The 16,413-nt window shown below is 66.9% G+C and carries 17 protein-coding genes; 9 read left to right on the forward strand and 8 right to left on the reverse strand.

Annotation, left to right across the window (positions count from 1 at the left end; all coding sequences use genetic code 11):
• Nucleotides 1-33: 33 nt before the first annotated feature.
• Together L2D00_09665 and L2D00_09670 are read right to left on the reverse strand one after the other, a co-directional pair.
• Nucleotides 34-666: a glutathione S-transferase family protein gene (locus tag L2D00_09665; protein ID WBQ12108.1), complete on the reverse strand. Its 633-nt coding sequence runs from the start codon at nt 664-666 to the stop codon at nt 34-36.
• A 70-nt stretch (nt 667-736) separates the two neighbouring features.
• Nucleotides 737-1,339: a hypothetical protein gene (locus L2D00_09670; protein ID WBQ12109.1), complete on the reverse strand. Its 603-nt coding sequence runs from the start codon at nt 1,337-1,339 to the stop codon at nt 737-739.
• Nucleotides 1,340-1,506: 167 nt separating this feature from the next.
• On the opposite strand from L2D00_09670, the gene L2D00_09675 reads away from it, so the two are divergent.
• Nucleotides 1,507-2,610: an AFG1 family ATPase gene (locus tag L2D00_09675; protein ID WBQ12110.1), complete on the forward strand. Its 1,104-nt coding sequence runs from the start codon at nt 1,507-1,509 to the stop codon at nt 2,608-2,610.
• On the opposite strand, the gene L2D00_09680 is transcribed toward L2D00_09675, so the two are convergent.
• Together L2D00_09680 and L2D00_09685 are read right to left on the reverse strand one after the other, a co-directional pair.
• The gene (locus tag L2D00_09680; GenBank protein ID WBQ12111.1) at nt 2,607-3,287 is read right to left on the reverse strand and encodes a DUF1013 domain-containing protein; all 681 of its coding nucleotides are present in this window, start codon (nt 3,285-3,287) and stop codon (nt 2,607-2,609) included. The genes L2D00_09675 and L2D00_09680 overlap by 4 nt on opposite strands.
• A 167-nt stretch (nt 3,288-3,454) precedes the next feature.
• On the reverse strand, nt 3,455-4,435 hold the full coding sequence (locus L2D00_09685) for an NAD(P)H-quinone oxidoreductase (GenBank protein ID WBQ12112.1): 981 nt from the start codon (nt 4,433-4,435) through the stop codon (nt 3,455-3,457).
• 72 nt (nt 4,436-4,507) lie between these two features.
• Here L2D00_09685 and L2D00_09690 point away from each other — a divergent pair, with 72 nt between their 5' ends.
• Both L2D00_09690 and L2D00_09695 read left to right on the forward strand, forming a co-directional pair.
• The gene (locus L2D00_09690) at nt 4,508-4,699 is read left to right on the forward strand and encodes a DUF1192 domain-containing protein (protein ID WBQ12113.1); all 192 of its coding nucleotides are present in this window, start codon (nt 4,508-4,510) and stop codon (nt 4,697-4,699) included.
• A 60-nt stretch (nt 4,700-4,759) separates the two neighbouring features.
• Entirely contained in the window at nt 4,760-5,317 is a 558-nt protein-coding gene (locus L2D00_09695; protein ID WBQ12114.1) for a DUF1465 family protein, read from the forward strand.
• 60 nt (nt 5,318-5,377) lie between these two features.
• Here L2D00_09695 and L2D00_09700 read toward each other — a convergent pair whose 3' ends face one another.
• Nucleotides 5,378-6,562 (reverse strand): acetyl-CoA C-acyltransferase, encoded by a 1,185-nt coding sequence (locus L2D00_09700; protein WBQ12115.1) that lies wholly within the window; start codon nt 6,560-6,562, stop codon nt 5,378-5,380.
• 246 nt (nt 6,563-6,808) lie between these two features.
• On the opposite strand from L2D00_09700, the gene L2D00_09705 reads away from it, so the two are divergent.
• Complete coding sequence (locus L2D00_09705) at nt 6,809-7,465, forward strand: hypothetical protein (GenBank protein WBQ12116.1); 657 nt, start codon at nt 6,809-6,811, stop codon at nt 7,463-7,465.
• Between the two features lie 50 nt (nt 7,466-7,515).
• Entirely contained in the window at nt 7,516-8,229 is a 714-nt protein-coding gene (locus tag L2D00_09710; protein WBQ12117.1) for a DUF2589 domain-containing protein, read from the forward strand.
• Nucleotides 8,230-8,273: 44 nt separating this feature from the next.
• Here L2D00_09710 and mnmA read toward each other — a convergent pair whose 3' ends face one another.
• Entirely contained in the window at nt 8,274-9,563 is a 1,290-nt protein-coding gene (gene mnmA, locus L2D00_09715; protein ID WBQ12118.1) for a tRNA 2-thiouridine(34) synthase MnmA, read from the reverse strand.
• A gap of 186 nt (nt 9,564-9,749) precedes the next feature.
• Between mnmA and L2D00_09720 the strand changes: the two genes are divergently transcribed.
• On the forward strand, nt 9,750-10,268 hold the full coding sequence (locus tag L2D00_09720; GenBank protein ID WBQ12119.1) for a hypothetical protein: 519 nt from the start codon (nt 9,750-9,752) through the stop codon (nt 10,266-10,268).
• A 219-nt stretch (nt 10,269-10,487) separates the two neighbouring features.
• Here the strand turns inward: L2D00_09720 and L2D00_09725 are convergent, their stop codons facing one another.
• Together L2D00_09725 and L2D00_09730 are read right to left on the reverse strand one after the other, a co-directional pair.
• Entirely contained in the window at nt 10,488-11,438 is a 951-nt protein-coding gene (locus L2D00_09725) for a radical SAM protein (protein WBQ12120.1), read from the reverse strand.
• Between the two features lie 68 nt (nt 11,439-11,506).
• Nucleotides 11,507-11,659, reverse strand: coding sequence for a hypothetical protein (locus L2D00_09730; GenBank protein ID WBQ12121.1), 153 nt, complete (start codon nt 11,657-11,659; stop codon nt 11,507-11,509).
• Here L2D00_09730 and L2D00_09735 point away from each other — a divergent pair.
• Genes L2D00_09735 through ligA form a run of 3 tightly spaced genes read left to right on the forward strand, consistent with a single transcriptional unit; the run spans nt 11,651 to nt 16,346 of the window.
• Nucleotides 11,651-12,484, forward strand: coding sequence for an outer membrane protein assembly factor BamD (locus L2D00_09735; protein WBQ12122.1), 834 nt, complete (start codon nt 11,651-11,653; stop codon nt 12,482-12,484). The two genes, L2D00_09730 and L2D00_09735, sit on opposite strands and share 9 nt — an antisense overlap.
• 26 nt (nt 12,485-12,510) lie before the next feature.
• Nucleotides 12,511-14,220 carry a DNA repair protein RecN gene (recN, locus tag L2D00_09740; protein WBQ12123.1) on the forward strand — a complete coding sequence of 570 codons (1,710 nt, stop codon included), beginning with the start codon at nt 12,511-12,513 and terminating at the stop codon, nt 14,218-14,220.
• A gap of 14 nt (nt 14,221-14,234) precedes the next feature.
• Nucleotides 14,235-16,346: an NAD-dependent DNA ligase LigA gene (gene ligA, locus L2D00_09745; protein WBQ12124.1), complete on the forward strand. Its 2,112-nt coding sequence runs from the start codon at nt 14,235-14,237 to the stop codon at nt 16,344-16,346.
• Nucleotides 16,347-16,413 lie beyond the last annotated feature (67 nt).

Genomic DNA, 16,413 nt, shown 5'->3' on the forward strand with positions numbered 1-16,413 from the left:
GCTTTCTGTTTACGCTCGCGGGCACCCGCGATGTCAGTCCGCGCTGGCCCTGCGCCAGGCGGGGCGCACCTTGATGCGGTCGAAATAGGCTTTCACCGGCTCGGGCGCATTGTCGAACTGCTTCACGATTTTCAGCAGATAGAACATATAGCCCATCGAGATGTCGGCGGCAGTGAAGCGCCCGGCGGCGAGCCATTCGCGCCCGTCGCCGAGGCCCCGCTCGGCCACCTGAACCAGCTGGCGGTTCACATTGGCCAGCGCCCATTGGGCCAGCGCCGGATTGCGCTGCTCTTCAGGCAGCAGCATCGTGTGGGCCAGGGTGAGATTCACCGACATGGACATGGTCCCTTCGGCGAAATGCAGCCATTCGAGATAGCGGCCATAGTCCGGCTCGTCCGGCGTCACCGCCAGCGGGCTGGGGCCATGCTTCGTGACCAGGTACTCCAGGATCGCGGTGGATTCCAGGATCACCTGATCGCCGTCTTTCAGCGCGGGCACCTTCTGCATGGGATTGACGGCGCGGTAGGCGTCCCCGCCCACATTGCCCCGGTCGAACGCCACGCGCTCCAGCGTGTAGGGCAATCCCATCTCTTCCAGTGCCCAGCGCGGGCGGATGGAGCGGGTCATGGGCGCGTGAAACAGCGTCAGGGCGGGCTGGGCGGTCATGCGGGAGGTCTCCTCGGCCAGAACAGGCGCGCACTTCACTGCAAACCGCCCCGCCCGGCAAGGCGGCAGGTCAGAACGGGCGCGCGCCCAACGCCAGGGTGACGATGATCCCGACGATCGCGAGGACAACGAGACCGAACACCAGCGTGGCGCGCACGCCGTCGCTGGACGCGACCGTCTTGCGAACCGCACGTTCACTGGCGGATTCATCGTCCAACGCCTGCGCGAGCAGGCGCAGCTGGGTGTGCGGGTGCGCCAGCGGGTCAAGACCTTCGGCTAGCGTTCGCAGCTTTCGCAGTTGCGGGTTAGTCTCCGCTTTCGGATTTCGCTGCGCGATCACCGCCATGATCGCCAGCGTGCGCGCGGCGAAGCGGGGCGGCGCGGTGTCTTTCAGGCTCCAGGCCTCCAGATGCGGCGTATATTGCACAAAAGACAGCAGCGATCCTGCCACCGCGATCAACCAGGCGATATCCTCGACCTGCCACGACACGATGAAGATGGCGATCCCGATCACGATAGCGGCCGCCACAGCCCACAATCCCGATACACCGCGCCGCAAAAACAGCCAGCGCATGGTCAGCGCCTCGCGCGCCACGGCGCTGGCAAGCGCAGGGGTGAAGCCCGCCGCTGTGAGCTGGGCGATCTCCTCGTCTGTCAGGCCGCGTTTGATCATGCCCCTCTCCGGCGCGCAGTTTGCAACCGGGGCGGCGCTTTGCCAAGTTGGCCGCGGCAGGCTAATCGGGTGGGCATGCGCCGCATTGAACGCCCCGCCCTGCTGATCCTCGCCGCCGCGCTGGCCGCTGCGCTGATGGGCGGTGCCATTGCCGTCTGGCTGGCCGCATGACACCGCTGGAGGCGCTGGACGCCGCCGTGGCGGACGGGCGGCTGCAGGCCGACCCTGAGCAGCGCGCCGCGGCGCAGCGCCTGACCGCTCTGGCGGGTGAAATAGCACACTGGAAGGGCGGCAGGACGGGCCTGTTCGGCCGCGCACGCCCGGCCCCGTGCGGGGTTTATTTATGGGGCGGGGTGGGCACCGGCAAATCCCTGATGATGGATCTGTTCTTCGACGCCGCGCCCATTGCGGCCAAACGACGTGTCCATTTCCACCAATTCCTGCAGGAGCTGCAGGCGCGCATCACGGCCGAGCGCACGCGTCAGGAATCCGATCCCTTGCCGCGCGTGGCGGCGGCGCTGGCGCGCGAGACGCGGCTGTTATGCTTTGACGAGCTGCAGGTCACCGATGTGGGCGACGCCATGGTGCTGGGCCGGCTGATCGACCATCTGTTCGCCGCCGGGGTGGTGCTGGTGGCCACGTCGAACCGGGCGCCGGACGATCTCTACAAGGACGGGATCAACCGCCAGCTCTTCCTGCCCTTCATCGCCGCCATCAAGGCGCGGCTCGATGTGGTGCGGCTCGATTCCGGGCGCGATTACCGGCTGGAGCGGCTGGAAGCGGCGCCGGTCTATTATGCGCCCCTGGGCGAGGCGGCCGACGCGGCCATGGATGCGGCGTTCGAGCGGCTGACACTGGGCGCCCAGGCGCGCCCCTGCGAGCTGACCGTGAAGGGGCGCACGCTGGCGGTGCCGCGCGCGGCAGCGGGCGTTGCACGCTTCAGCTTTGAGCAATTGTGTGACCGCGCGCTGGGCCCGGCCGATTATCTGATGCTGGCCGAGCGTTTTCACACCGTGATGATCGATCATGCGCCCCAGCTGGGCCCGCGCCGGCGCGATCAGGCCAAGCGCTTCGCCACTCTTGTGGACGCGCTCTACGAGGCGCGCACCAAGCTGGTGATGAGTGCGCAGGCGCAGGCCGATGCGCTGTATGTCGAGGGCGATTACGCCTTCGAGTTCCAGCGCACCGTGTCACGCCTGATGGAGATGCGCAGTCACGACTATCTCGCCGCAGAGCGGCGGGCGGGCGAGGCGCCCTTGTCCCAAACCTAGTCTTCGTCGTCGTCATCGTGGCGGGCATTGCGCTTGGGCTTGCCGAAAAGCTCGTCGAGCGTGGTCGGCGCGGTGCTCGGCGCGTCGTATTCCTCGGCGGGTTTCAGCACGTCTTCCTCGATCTTGACCGTGCCGTCCTTCTCCATCTGGGCGCGGCGCGCGGATGCCTTGGTCACCTGGGCGTCCAGATCGATCTGTGTGCACAGGCCCAGCGAAACCGGGTCCGTCGGCTTGATGTTGGAGGAGTTCCAGTGTTCGCGGCTGCGCACCGATTCGATCGTGGATTTGGTGGTGCCGATCAGCTTGGAGATCTGTCCGTCGGTCAGCTCGGGGTGATTGCGCACCAGCCACGCAATGGCGTCCGGCCGGTTCTGGCGGCGCGACAGCGGAGTGTAGCGCGGACCCTTGCGGCCGGTCTCCTGGTATTCGGAATATTTCGGCTTGCTGGACGCCATGCGGTAGGACGGGTCGGCTTCGGCTTTCGCCAGCTCGTCGCGCTCCAGCTGACCGGCGGCGACCGGATCGGCACCGCGCACGCCCGCGGCCACATCGCCATCGGCGATGCCCTTGATCTCCAGATGGTGCAGGCCGGTGAAATCGGCAATCTGCTCGAAGGTCAGCGCGGTGTTGTCCACCAGCCAGACCGCTGTCGCCTTCGGCATGAGAATGTCAGCCATGTCGTCCAACCTCGTTTGCAATAAAAAAACCCGGCGCGGACCGCCGGGCTTTCCGTCGACCGACCTTTCAGCACCGGCGCATACGCATCCAGATGATGAAAGGATTTATTCGCCGTGCTTATAGCCTGCGCGCGCGGCTATGAAAACATCAGTTTGCAACCGCCCGGTCACGGCGTCAGCAATATCTTGCCCGCGTGGGCCATGGCGTCCATGCGGGCATGGGCCTTGGCCACGTCCGGCAGCGCAAAGACCGAATCGATCACGGGCCGCACCTGGCCCGCTGCAATCCACGGCCAGACCTGAGCGTGAACGCCTTCGGCGATCGCCGCCTTGTCTGCAGCGGGACGGCTGCGCACGGTCGACCCGGTGAGCGTCAGGCGCTTGAGCATGACCCGCATCAGGTCCAGCTCCACCCGCGCCCCTTTCAGGAAGGCGATCATGACCAGCCGCCCGTCGAGGTTCAACACAGACAGGTTTCGCGCAGCATAGTCGCCGCCCACCATATCCAGAATCACGTCCGCCCCGCCAAAGTCCTTCACCGCCTGCACCCAGTCATCCGCGCGGTAGTTGAGCGCCAGATCGGCCCCCAACTGGCGGCACAGATCACACTTCTCCGGCGAGCCCGCCGTGGTGATGACCGTCGCGCCATGCGCCTTGGCCATCTGGATCGCCATTGTGCCGATTCCGCTGGCGCCACCATGGACCAGCAAGCACTCGCCCGGCTGCAGACGGGCGCGTTCGAACACATTGCTCCACACCGTGAAGACGGTTTCGGGCAGGCCCGCCGCATGGATCAGGTCCACGCCCCCGGGCGCAGGCAGTACACAGCCCGCGTCAGCGCGCGCGATGTCGGCATACCCCCCGCCCGCGGTGAGCGCCACCACCGGATCTCCGGGCCGCACATGCGTGACGCCCTCACCGGTCTCGCGCACATGGCCGGACACCTCCAGGCCCAGGCCCTCGGGTGCGCCCGGTGGCGGGGGATAGAGCCCCATGCGCTCGAACACATCGGGCCGGTTCACGCCCGCAGCGGCGACTTCGACCAGCACCTCGCCGGGGCCCGCCGGGGCCAGGTCGCGCGTTTCAATGCGCAAGGCGTCGGGCCCGCCGGGAGACGGCGCGGTGACAATGCGGATGGAATGGGACATGGAAAACGGGACTCCGCTGCGCTTAGGCGTTAGATTGCCAGACTTGGGACGTAAACGGAAAGCGGGTGCACCATGTTTCAGGATGAACCGCATACCCAGCCTGCGGGCACGATCCGGCCCGGCGAAGACCTGTCGTTGATGGCGGTGGCAGAGCTGGAGCTGCGCATCGAGACCTTGCGCAGCGAGATTGCCCGGGCAGAAGCCATGATTGACCACAAGCGCGACAAGATGAGTGCGGCCGAGGCGGTGTTCAGGCGCGGCTGACAGGCGCTGATGGCGGCTCTGGCCCCCGGCTTGCTTGGGTCGCGATGAGCGGATGACCGCATGAGGCATGAGAATGAGGAAAAGGCGCAATTGATGAGCCCGGTTGATACAGAGCGCGGGCCCGGTGTCGAAAGCCGGGTCTCGGAATTTGCAGCGTCCGAGCTGTTCCGTCGCCTGTTCCGGGACGGGATGGAGCTGGTGGAGGAAACCGCCAGCTATCTGGACGGTGCCGGGCGCGAGGACGCCAAGCGGCTCGGCCGGTCCGGCGCGCTCGCCTATGCGTCCGAATCCATGAGCCTGACCACCCAGCTGATGCAGTGCGCCTCCTGGCTGCTCACCCAGCGGGCCGTGGCCGAAGGCGACATGAACCCTGTGGAAGCCGCCGAGCAGCGCTACCGGCTGACGCCATCACGCCAGAAAGACGCGCTGTGGCCGGCCGGCGACGATCCCTGCCCGCCGCGTCTGGGCGACCTGGCACTGCGCGCTGCAACCCTGCACGAACGCCTGTCCCGGCTGGACCGGTCCTTGTTTGACGGAGACGCCGCGCCCGCAGCACCCAATCCGGTGGCAGGCCAGATGTCGCGCCTCAACGCGGCGTTCGGGCACAGCACGGGCTGAACCGGGCACCGGGCCGCCACGAAGGCAGCCCGGGCTCACGCCTTCAGTGTCTTTGCAGACCTAGATCAGCTCGATCGCCATGGCGGTGGCTTCGCCGCCGCCAATGCATAGCGAGGCCACGCCCTTTTTCAGACCGCGCGTCTCCAGCGCCGCGATCAGAGTCACCAGAATGCGCGCGCCCGACGCGCCGATCGGGTGCCCCAGCGCACAGGCACCGCCATGCACGTTCACCACGTCATGGCTCAGGCCCAGCTCTTTCATGGCGATCATCGGCACCACCGCGAATGCCTCGTTGATCTCCCACAGATCCACGTCCGCGTTGGTCCAGCCGGCGCGTTCGACCACTTTGCGCATGGCGGGCACGGGAGCGGTCGTGAAATAGGCCGGCTCCTGAGCGTGGGCGGCTGTTGCGACGATCTTGGCCAGCGGCTTCAGGCCCCGGCGGTCGGCCTCCGAGCGGCGCATCATGACCAGAGCCGCCGCGCCGTCGGAAATCGCCGACGCGTTGGCCGCGGTCACCGTGCCATCCTTGGAGAAGGCGGGCTTCAGCTGCGGAATCTTGTCGGGACGCGCGCGCTTGGGCAGCTCGTCCGTGTCCACCACCGTGTCCCCGCCGCGGCCTGAAATGGTCGCCGGAGTGATCTCGCGCTTGAAGGCCCCGGTCTCTGTGGCCTTCAGGGCCCGCGAGAGGGTTTCCAGCGCATAGGCGTCCTGGTCCTCGCGGGTGAACTGGTGCTCGCGCGCGATCATGTCGGCATAGATGCCCATGGCCTTGTGCTCATAGGCGTCTTCCAGCCCGTCCAGCGCCATATGGTCCTTGATCACGTCATGGCCGTATTTGAAGCCGGTGCGGTGGGTGGGCAGGAGGTGAGGCGCGTTGGTCATGGATTCCATGCCGCCGGCCACGATCACCGAGGCTTCGCCCGATGCGATCGCCGCGCGCGCCATGATGGCCGCCTGCATGCCCGAGCCGCACATCTTGTTCAGCGTGGTCGCCTCGACCGATTTGGGCAGGCCGCCCTTGATGGCCGCCTGGCGGGCCGGGGCCTGGCCCTGACCGGCACCGAGCACATTGCCCATATAGATCTGGTCCACATCATCCCCGGCGATGCCGGCCTCAGCCAGCGCGGCCTTCACCGCCAGCGCGCCCAGCTCATTGGCGGACAGCGCGGACAATTCACCCAGCAGGCCGCCCATTGCAGTGCGTGCCATGCCAACGATGACAATCGGATCTTCGGAACTCATCGGTCCGTCTCCTCAAAACAGGTCTGGCCGGTCACGTGCCCGTCGGGGCCCCGGCGAATGGCGCGCAGATGACCCCTTCCCACGGCGCCGCGTCAAGCCTCTTCGCAGATGCAGCAGGGTGGCGGCGGTCCGGGCGGGCTCAGGCGGATGGCAGCCCCGGGACGCGAATGGCGGCGAACTTCTACTTAAAGCTTTACTTCTTGCGCAATCCTGCAAAAATACAATTTCAAATAGTTTGGCAGGATCATGATCTCCCTTGAGTCCTTCGTCACGGCGGTGAAGTCGGCGGTCCATCAGGCCGCGCACATTGCACGTGAGCAGAACCTTCAGATGGTCTACCGCTTCTTCGAGGTGCGCGAACCGCGCCCGCCCGAACCGCCGCCTGCGCCGCCGCCCTCAGGACGTGACCGGCCGCAGGACGGTGTCCCGCTTGCGGCGCGCAAGGCCCGCCTTGCTGGCGATGATGGTGATCGCGGCGGCGGCGACCCGCCCGGAGCACCGCCCGGCGACCCGGAGGGTCCGCCGCTTCTGACTCCGCGCATGGTGGCGTTCGAATACCCGATCGACACCCCGGACGGTCCGGCCCTGCACACCGCCTATGCGCCGCTGGTCAGCCTCACCGGCATGCAGGCGATGGAGATCGCCGAGTTCCGCATGGTGCTGAAAATTCATGTCACCGAGGATGGCGAGACCCTGTCGATCGCCTTTCCCGGCGCGCCCAAGACCGGCGGCGCAGGGCGCGGACGCGGGCCCGGCAGGGGGTCTGAGGCGGACGCGCCGCCGGCTCCCGACACCGAGAGCGGGACCATCGAGATCGTTCTGAAAAGCGTCGATCCGCCCAGCGGGTTCTACGAAATCATCCGCGGCTATGACCGCGCCCTTCGCGCCAACATCCCGGGGTGAATTGAAGCCGGGGCCGGGATCCCAGCGATGCCAACCAACAGGAGATGACAATGGCGGATAATGACGAACTGGTTTCGATGGCCCAGGCCTTCACAGGCCTGCCCATGCGCGACCTCATCGGCGGCCCGCTCATGGCCGCCACCGAAGCCAACAACCAGATGGTCATGACGCAGACCAAATACATTCTGGATACCGGCTTCAACCGGGTGGCGCTCGACGACAAGGACCCCAAGAAGGGCTACCGGTACGAGCCGATCATGGTCAACATGGTGCTCAAACGCCCGGTGATCATCGAGCCGGGCCCGGACGCGCAAGGCAAGCCACAGCCGCCGGTCATCGAGACCGTCACCAGCGAAGTGGACGTGCCGATCATCTCCCTGATGCCGATCCCGACGCTGGGCGTGGACGAGGTCGACATCACCTTCGATATGGAGGTCAAATCCAGCTACGGCTCCACCCAGTCGAGCTCAAAGTCGGACACGCTCGCCGAGCAGGGCAGTTTCGAGGCGAAGTTCGGCTACGGACCCTTCTCTGTGTCGGTCAAAGGCTCGGTATCCCACAACCAGTCCAGCCAGTCCTCCAGCGAGACGACCCACACCGCCTCCAACTCCGCGCATTACCATGTGGAGGTTCACGCCTCGCAGCAACCGGTGCCCAAGGGCCTGTCGCTGATCCTGGAGGCCTATGCCAAGAATATCGGGCCGTTCACCCTGCCCACCGATTCAGGAGGCCAGAAGACCCAGCCCCAACTGGAACGCGCCTGATGACTTGCGGGCGGGCGCGCGCCAGGTGCGCGCCCGCGCCGTGTTCAAGCGGCCGATACCGGTGACGACAGTGCCATGCCACGCAGTTCCGGGATCGACCCGCGGTCCGTCCCTGCGATCCAGCCGCCGCCCAGCACGCGGTCATGATCGTCTGGGCTGTAGAATACGCAGGCCTGTCCCGGTGCCACGCCGTCCTCGCCCGCCTCCAGCAGCACATGCACGCCGCCGCCCGCATCCAGCTCCAGCACGGCGGGAACCGGCGGGCGGGTGGAGCGCACTTTCACGCCTACGCGCGCGCCGTCCACGCCCGCAAGATCGCCCCCGCCCAGCCAGTTGACGTCTTTCAGGGCGATGCGGCGCACGGTCAGCGCCTCGCGCGGGCCGACCAGAACGCGGGCCGCTTCCGCATCCAGCGCGATCACATACAGCGGCTCGCCCGCCGCGATGCCGAGGCCGCGGCGCTGGCCCACTGTGTAATGGATCACGCCGTCATGGCGGCCCAGAACCCGGCCGTCGAGATGCACGATCTCGCCCGGACGCGCCGCGCCGGGGCGCAGCTTTTCCACCACCCGCGCATAATCGCCATCGGGCACGAAGCAGATATCCTGGCTGTCGGGCTTGGCCGCCACGATCAGGCCGAAGGCCTCGGCCAGCGCGCGCGTCTGGTCCTTGCTCAAATGGCCCAGCGGGAAGCGCAGGAAATCCAGCTGCTGCGCCGTGGTGGCGAACAGAAAATAGGACTGGTCCTTGCCCGCATCTGCGGCGCGGCGCAGTTGGGGCACGCCGTCGCGCACCTCGCGGCGGATGTAGTGGCCGGTGACCAGCGCAGCGGCACCCAGCTGCTGCGCGGTGGCGAGCAGATCGGCGAACTTGACCGACTGATTGCAGCGCACGCAGGGGATCGGCGTGGCGCCGGCCAGATAGGTGTCGGCGAAATCCTCCATCACCGCTTCGCGAAAGCGGGTCTCGTAATCGAGCACGTAATGGGCGAACCCCATGGCCTCGGCGACGCGCCTGGCGTCGTGAATGTCCTGGCCGGCGCAGCACGCGCCCTTGCGCTGGATCGCCGCGCCATGATCGTAGAGCTGCAGCGTCATGCCCACGACCTGATAGCCCGCGCGATGCGCAACGGCCGCCACCACAGAGGAATCCACGCCACCGGACATGGCCGCGACGACACGGTGGCTGGCGGGGTCGCCGCCCAGATCAAGGAAATCGCCGGTCAGTCCGAACGCTGTCAGCAGCGCGTCCACGCGCGCCGCGTCCATCACCGGGGCACCGGGCGCACGGCGCGGCGCATCCGCACGCGGCGGATTGGAAATCAGGGTCGTCATCATCACCTCTCCCCCGCCGGGTCAAGGCCGGCGGCGAATAGCATCAAGGCCGGTGCATATAGGGGAAAGGAGAGGGATGCGCCAGACGGGGGGCGGCGAAGGGACCAGGTCTGTTCGCTTGAAGCTTGACAGACGCCACAATCGATTGGCTTATATTTTTACCTTAACTTGTACGATAGGCGCCTCTTGAGCGATAGGCAAATCAAATTACGGGCATTCAATGCACCCGTCAGAGACACAGATACTCAGGAATTTATCGACCAACTGGTCGTATTTAAAAACGGAATCAGCAATGCGTCGATTGCAGAGCTTGAAGCGGTGTTGGATGTCGTCCGGCGCCCAACAGTCAAGCGCTTCGTCAACGACTTGATTGCTCAGACGCACAATCAGCCGGAGCTGCAAGATCAGGTAAGGGACTTGCTGGCAAATCTGGCCAGCGACTGCCGTCTGCAGAGCCGTGGCCGCAGTCATGACCAGCAATGGGTGACCGGCAGCGCGGTCAGCCTGGCTGCCGGACTCGGGCTAGCCAGTATTGCAGCGGTAACGGGCGGCGTCGCGCTACTTGCCTTGCCCCCGCTGGCCGGGGGGCTCGGAATCGGCGCAATTGGATATTTCGGCTCTAATCGCCTTGAGCAGCAATCTGCGCTATACTCTGAGCTGGCTGGCCAGTTTGAAGCCCTTTTGGAGCCTGCATCTCATGCCTGACGGAAGCCCTGTTGCAATGGACCTGATATGGCTTGTCTTGGCCGTCAGCACCCTTGTGCCGTTGGCATTCGGATTGTGGGTATTCTTTATCCTGCGCTCACGCCGCGCAGTTGGTCTGCCTGCAACATCAAGACGCGAATGGCTCAAGCCAGATGCGCGCAGGTTGGATCGTCCAGCGTCTGAGTACACAGACAAAGCACGTTAATGGCGCCCTGCCCCTCACGCTGAACAGCTGGCACCGCCGAGCACGCAGAACTGGGCGCAGAATTTGTGCTGAAGTTTCACCGGCCTCAGGGACTGCGCCAGGGTGACCCCCATCTCGAACGCATCGTCGTAGGGCAGGAGCGTGCAGGCAATGACGCTGGCGCGCGCGGCACCCTTGCGCTTCACCACCATGCGGCTGGACGCGCACATGATGGTTTTGGGGTCGAGATCCAGAATGCCCCAGCAGGCCGTGGTGATCTCAGGCGGGGTGCCCGCCGGGTCCATTTCGGGAAACAGCACCAGACGGGCCGGATCGTGCGCAGGGATATCGGCGCCAATCCGCGCGAACAGGTCCGCAAAGCCGCCGCGCGCTTCATCCTCGCTTTCGGCCATGGCGATGCGCCCGGCGCAAGACAGGCGGAAGCCGTGGCGCGCCAGCCAGGCCAGGCCTTCCAACGTAGCGTCGAACGCCCCCGCACCGCGCTCGGCGTCGTGCACCGCCGCGCTGTGATGATCGAGGCTGATGCGCAGGGTCAGCCGGTCCCCGTGGCGCTCTTTCAGCGCCAGCAGGCCCGCCTGCACAGCCGGGCGCATCATCGGCCGCATGGCGTTGGTCAGCACCAGCGCCGAATGCCCACGCTCCAGCGCCATGCCGGTCAGCGCGTTCATATGCGGGTTGAGATAGGGCTCGCCGCCGGTAAAGCCGATCTCCACCGGGCCGGTGCCCAGTGCATCAATCTCGTCGAGAAAAGGGGCCGCGTCGTCCGGAGTCAGATAGACCAGCCGGTCATTGGACGGCGAGCTTTCGATATAGCAATTGACGCATTCGATATTGCACAGCGTGCCGGTGTTGAACCACAGCGTCCTGAGCGTGTCGAACGCCACATGAGCGCGCGGCTCGCCCTTGGCGGTAACGTCCGGATCGGTAAAGGGGGCAGGCCGGACGGGATGGGCGGTGTCGGGCATCGCAGCGCTTTCTTGCCATTTCGTGACATGCAACGCTAAGCCGGTCCCGGCGGGGCCTCAACCCGGTCTCACGCAAGCGTGCGCAGCGCGAACACGCGCGTGAAGCTGACACGGCGCTTTTGCCGCGCGACGGGATCGGCTAAACCTTGCGCGACGCGCCCCATTGCGGGCTCACTGCGCCTGCTGCGCGCCGCCGGACAAAAGGTCTCGTGATGAAGCATGCCCTGCGCCTGATTGCGCTCGCCGCCACCGCCCTTGTGCTCGCCTCCTGCGCCGGGAGCGACCGCAATCAGCTGGCCTATGTGGAGCGCCCGGTAGAGCAGCTTTACAATGAAGGCTTCCAGCAGATGGAGCGGCGCAATTTCGATCGCGCCGCCGCGTTCTTCGACGAGGTGGAGCGCCAGCACCCCTTCTCTGAATGGGCCCGCCGCTCGATCCTGATGGGGGCCTACGCCCACTATCGCGCCAACCGGTATGAACAGGCGATCGCCAGCGCCCAGCGCTTCATCGCCCTTCACCCGGGCAGCTCCAGCGCGCCCTATGCCTACTACCTCATTGCCGTGAGCCATTACGAGCGCATCATGGATGTGGGCCGCGACCAGTCCACGACCCAGACCGCACTGGATGCTCTGCAGCAGGTGGTGCGCCGCTATCCTGAAAGCCCCTATGCGCGCGATGCGCGGGTGAAGATCGACATGACGCGCGATCACCTGGCCGGCCGGGAGATGAGCGTGGGCCGCTGGTATCTGCGCAATGGGTTCTATCTGGCCGCCGCCAACCGCTTCCAGAATGTTGTCCGCGATTATCAGACCACCAACCACACGCCCGAAGCGCTGCACCGCCTGGTCGAGGTTTATGTGGCGCTGGGCGTGGACGACGAGGCGCGCATGGTGGCCGCCGTACTCGGTCACAACTTTCCCGGCTCGGCCTGGTACGGCGACAGCTACCGGCTGATGACCTCGCGCGGGATCGACATGGAAGGTCTTGACCGCGCCGACGAAGATCCCGGCCTGATGCGCCGCGCGCTCGGCCGCATCTTCGGTTAGGCGGGGAAGCGGATATCGGCGCACCCATGCTGGTTTCGCTTTCCATCCGGGACATCGTACTGATCGACCGGCTTGAGCTGGCCTTCGGGTCAGGCCTGTCGGCCCTGACCGGTGAGACCGGAGCGGGCAAATCCATTCTTCTGGGCGCGCTGGGTCTGGCCTGTGGCGACCGCGCCGAGCGCGGGCTGCTGCGCGCCGGGGCCGATCAGGCGAGCGCCAGCGCCGTATTCGAACCCGCGCACGATCACCCGGTCTGGGCCGTGCTCGACGAAGCGGGAATTGCCGCTGGTCCAGGCGAGCCGGTGATCCTGCGCCGGACGCTGGGTGCCGACGGCCGCTCGCGCGCCCATGTCAACGACCAGCCCGCGAGCGTCAGCCTCCTGTCCCGGCTCGGCGATCTTCTGGTGGAGATTCACGGCCAGCATGATGGCCGCGGACTGCTGGACCCCAAAACCCATCGCAGCCTTCTGGATGCCTATGCCGGTGCTGCCGATGCGCGCGCCGAGGTCTCCAGGGCCTGGGAAGCACTCAGCGCTGCGCGCACGCGGCTCGAGCGCCTGACTGCGGACCGCGCCCGCGCCACAGACGAGGAAACCTTCCTGCGCACCAGTCTGGAGGCGCTGGATGCGCTCGACCCGCGCGCAGGCGAGGACGCGGCCTTGAGCGATGAACGCAAATTCCTGCAGCAGGCCGAAACCGCCCTGAGCGAGCTCCAGACCGCCTCCGAAGCGCTGGCCGGTGGTCAGGGCCTGAGCGCGCGCCTCACGACGGCCCTGCGCGGTCTGGAGCGCGTGCGCGGCGCGCTCGGCACCGGCGGCGATGAGCCGGAACTGGGCGGCGGCGCAGCGTCAGCCCGCACCGCCGTCGACCGCGCGGCGGGCGCACTGGACCGTGCCCTCATTGAGTTCAACGAGGCTGAGGATGCCCTGAGCGACGCGGCGTCCGCCTTCGAGGTGGAGCCCGGACGGCTCAACGCGGTGGAGGAGCGCCTGTTCGCCCTGCGTGCGGCGGCGCGGCGCCACCATGTGGAGCCCGACGCCTTGCCCGCCCTGCGCGCCGACCTCGCCGCGCGGCTCGACCTCATCGATCATGCCGGCGACCGGGTTCAGGAGGCCGAGGCTGCGCTGACAGCCGCCCAGTCCGATTACGCGCGCGCCGCCAATACAGTGTCGGACCTGCGCCAGGAAGCCGCCACGCGCCTGTCCTCCGCGGTGGAGACCGAGCTGGCCCCTCTGAAAATGGACAAGGCACGCTTTCGCGCTTCGGTAATCCCCGATACGGACCGGCCCGGCCCCTCGGGGTGGGACCGGGTGGCGTTCGAAGTGTCCACCAATCCCGGCGCGCCCTTCGGCCCCCTCGACAAGATCGCCTCGGGGGGCGAGCTGTCGCGCTTTGCCCTGGCGCTGAAAGTCTGCCTGACGGGTGGGACGGACAAGGTGATGGTGTTTGACGAGGTGGATCAGGGTGTTGGCGGCGCCGTCGCGGACGCGGTCGGCCACCGGCTGGCCCGCCTGGCCGCCTCGGGTCAGGCGCTGGTGGTCACCCACGCGCCGCAGGTCGCCGCCCGGGCCCAGGCCCATTTCCGGATTGAGAAAACCGCCAGCGAAGACGGCGTGCGCACCGGCGTGCGCGCCTTGTCACCGGACGAGCGCCGTGAGGAAATCGCCCGCATGCTGTCGGGCGCGGAAATCACCGACGCCGCCCGCGCGGCGGCGGATGAGCTGATGGCGCGGTGAGGGGTTAGACTGACATGTCCCCAGCCCTGAAAGACGTCTCCGCGCTGACCGCCGACGAGGCCGCTTCCGAGCTGGCGCGGCTGGCGCGCGAGATCGCGCAGCATGACCGGCTTTACTACGAGAAGGACGCGCCGAAGATTTCCGACGCCGCCTATGACGCCCTGCGCGCACGCAATACCGCCATCGAGGCGCGCTTTCCCGATCTGGTCCGTCCCGACAGCCCGTCCGCGCGAGTCGGCGCGCGCCCCTCTGACCAGTTCGCCGAAGTCGTCCATGCCCTGCCCATGCTTTCGCTGGGCAATGCGTTCAGCGATGAGGATGTGGCGGACTTTGCGGCGCGGGTGGTCAAATTCCTGAACCTCAAGGAAGAGCCCGCCTTCACCGCCGAGCCCAAGATTGACGGCCTGGCCATCTCGCTGCGCTATGAGCACGGGGTGCTGGTGCAGGCCGCCACGCGCGGGGATGGCCGCGCGGGCGAGAATGTCACCGCCAACATCCGCACGCTCGATGACATCCCCGAACGCCTCACCGGCGCTGCGCCGGGCGTGCTGGAGGTGCGCGGCGAGGTGTATATGAGCCATGCCGATTTTGCCGCGCTCAATGAGCGCCAGGAGGCGGCGGGCAAGAAGACCTATATGAACCCGCGCAATGCCGCCGCCGGCTCGCTGCGCCAGATCGATCCGTCCGTGACCGCCCAGCGGCCCTTGCGCTTCTTCGCCTATGGCTGGGGCGAGCTGACCGAGCCGCTGGCCGACACTCAGTTTGAGGCCTTGAAGCGTCTGAAATCCCTGGGCTTTCCGGTGAACGCCGATCTGGTGCTGTGCGCGGACGTGGCGGCCATGCTGAGCCATTACCGGTCGCTGGAGGCAAGGCGCGCCGGGCTCGGCTATGATATTGACGGTGTGGTCTACAAGGTGGACCGGCTCGACTGGCAGGCGCGCCTGGGCTTTGTGGCGCGGGCCCCGCGCTGGGCCATCGCCCACAAATTCTCCGCCGAGCAGGCCATGACCGTGCTCAACGCCATCGAGATCCAGGTCGGACGCACCGGCGCCCTCACCCCCGTGGCCAAGCTGGAGCCGGTGACGGTGGGCGGGGTGGTGGTGTCCAACGCCACCCTGCACAATGAAGACGAGATCGCCCGCAAGGACATCCGCATCGGCGACACCGTGGTGATCCAGCGCGCCGGCGACGTGATCCCGCAAGTGGTCGAAGTGGTTCTGGAGCGGCGGCCTGACGGGAGCGAGCCGTTTGCGTTTCCCAAGGAATGCCCCTGCCCACTGGCCACCCCCGCGGAGCGAGAAGTCAATCCGCGCACGGGCGAGCGCACGGTGGTGCGCCGCTGCAGCGGCGAGTTCGCATGCCCCTATCAGCGCAAGGAACACCTCAAGCACTTCGTGTCGCGCAAGGCGTTCGATATCGAAGGGCTGGGCGAGAAGCAGATGATCGCCTTTCACGAGGCGGGCGAGGTGAAAGAGCCCGCCGATATCTTCACGCTGGAAGCGCGCAATGGCGCGGGTGCGCTGGTCCCGCCGCTGCAGGACCGTGAAGGCTGGGGCGAGAAATCGGCCGCCAATCTGTTCGCCGCGATTGAGGCGCGCCGCACCCTCGCCCTGTCGCGCTTCATCAACGCCATGGGCGTGCGCCATGTGGGCGAAGAGACGGCCCGCCTCCTGGCGCGCACCTATGGCGACTGGTCTGCTTTCCGCGCCGCCGCAACAGCCGCTGGCGTACCCGGCTCGGACGCGCGCGAGGCCATGCTGTCGGTGGACGGGCTGGGCGATACCGCCGTGGACGCGCTGGGGCGGTTTTTCAGTGAGGCCCACAACGCCGCGGCGCTGGATCGCCTGCTGGAGCAAGTCACAGTCGAACCTGAAAAAATCGAGACCGAGGAGTCTCCCGTCACCGGCAAGACCGTCGTCTTCACCGGCTCCCTCGAGCGCTTCACCCGCGACGAGGCGAAGGCGCGCGCCCAGAGCCTCGGCGCGAAAGTCGCCGGCGCCGTGTCAAAGAACACCGACTATCTGGTCGCCGGGCCCGGCGCGGGCTCCAAGCTGAAAAAAGCCGAAGAGCTGGGCGTTCAGGTGCTGACCGAGGATGACTGGCTGGCGCTGATCAAGGGGGCGTGAGCCTTTCCTCAAAACAGGAAGGCGATTCACTCGCGGCCTTGCCGTGCGCTTGCATCAGGGTCACTCT

This window comes from Hyphomonadaceae bacterium BL14, assembly GCA_027627705.1.
Classification (GTDB): domain Bacteria; phylum Pseudomonadota; class Alphaproteobacteria; order Caulobacterales; family Maricaulaceae; genus Oceanicaulis.

Coding starts and splice junctions, on each gene's coding strand:
- L2D00_09675 (WBQ12110.1), top strand. CDS start 1,507: ATGACACCGCTGGAGGCGCTGGACGCCGCCGTGGCGGACGGGCGGCTG.
- L2D00_09730 (WBQ12121.1), bottom strand. CDS start 11,659: ATGCTTCATCACGAGACCTTTTGTCCGGCGGCGCGCAGCAGGCGCAGT.
- recN (WBQ12123.1), top strand. CDS start 12,511: ATGCTGGTTTCGCTTTCCATCCGGGACATCGTACTGATCGACCGGCTT.
- L2D00_09710 (WBQ12117.1), top strand. CDS start 7,516: ATGGCGGATAATGACGAACTGGTTTCGATGGCCCAGGCCTTCACAGGC.
- L2D00_09670 (WBQ12109.1), bottom strand. CDS start 1,339: ATGATCAAACGCGGCCTGACAGACGAGGAGATCGCCCAGCTCACAGCG.
- L2D00_09695 (WBQ12114.1), top strand. CDS start 4,760: ATGAGGCATGAGAATGAGGAAAAGGCGCAATTGATGAGCCCGGTTGAT.
- mnmA (WBQ12118.1), bottom strand. CDS start 9,563: ATGACGACCCTGATTTCCAATCCGCCGCGTGCGGATGCGCCGCGCCGT.
- L2D00_09705 (WBQ12116.1), top strand. CDS start 6,809: ATGATCTCCCTTGAGTCCTTCGTCACGGCGGTGAAGTCGGCGGTCCAT.
- L2D00_09725 (WBQ12120.1), bottom strand. CDS start 11,438: ATGCCCGACACCGCCCATCCCGTCCGGCCTGCCCCCTTTACCGATCCG.
- L2D00_09685 (WBQ12112.1), bottom strand. CDS start 4,435: ATGTCCCATTCCATCCGCATTGTCACCGCGCCGTCTCCCGGCGGGCCC.
- L2D00_09690 (WBQ12113.1), top strand. CDS start 4,508: ATGTTTCAGGATGAACCGCATACCCAGCCTGCGGGCACGATCCGGCCC.
- L2D00_09665 (WBQ12108.1), bottom strand. CDS start 666: ATGACCGCCCAGCCCGCCCTGACGCTGTTTCACGCGCCCATGACCCGC.
- L2D00_09680 (WBQ12111.1), bottom strand. CDS start 3,287: ATGGCTGACATTCTCATGCCGAAGGCGACAGCGGTCTGGCTGGTGGAC.
- L2D00_09735 (WBQ12122.1), top strand. CDS start 11,651: ATGAAGCATGCCCTGCGCCTGATTGCGCTCGCCGCCACCGCCCTTGTG.
- ligA (WBQ12124.1), top strand. CDS start 14,235: ATGTCCCCAGCCCTGAAAGACGTCTCCGCGCTGACCGCCGACGAGGCC.
- L2D00_09700 (WBQ12115.1), bottom strand. CDS start 6,562: ATGAGTTCCGAAGATCCGATTGTCATCGTTGGCATGGCACGCACTGCA.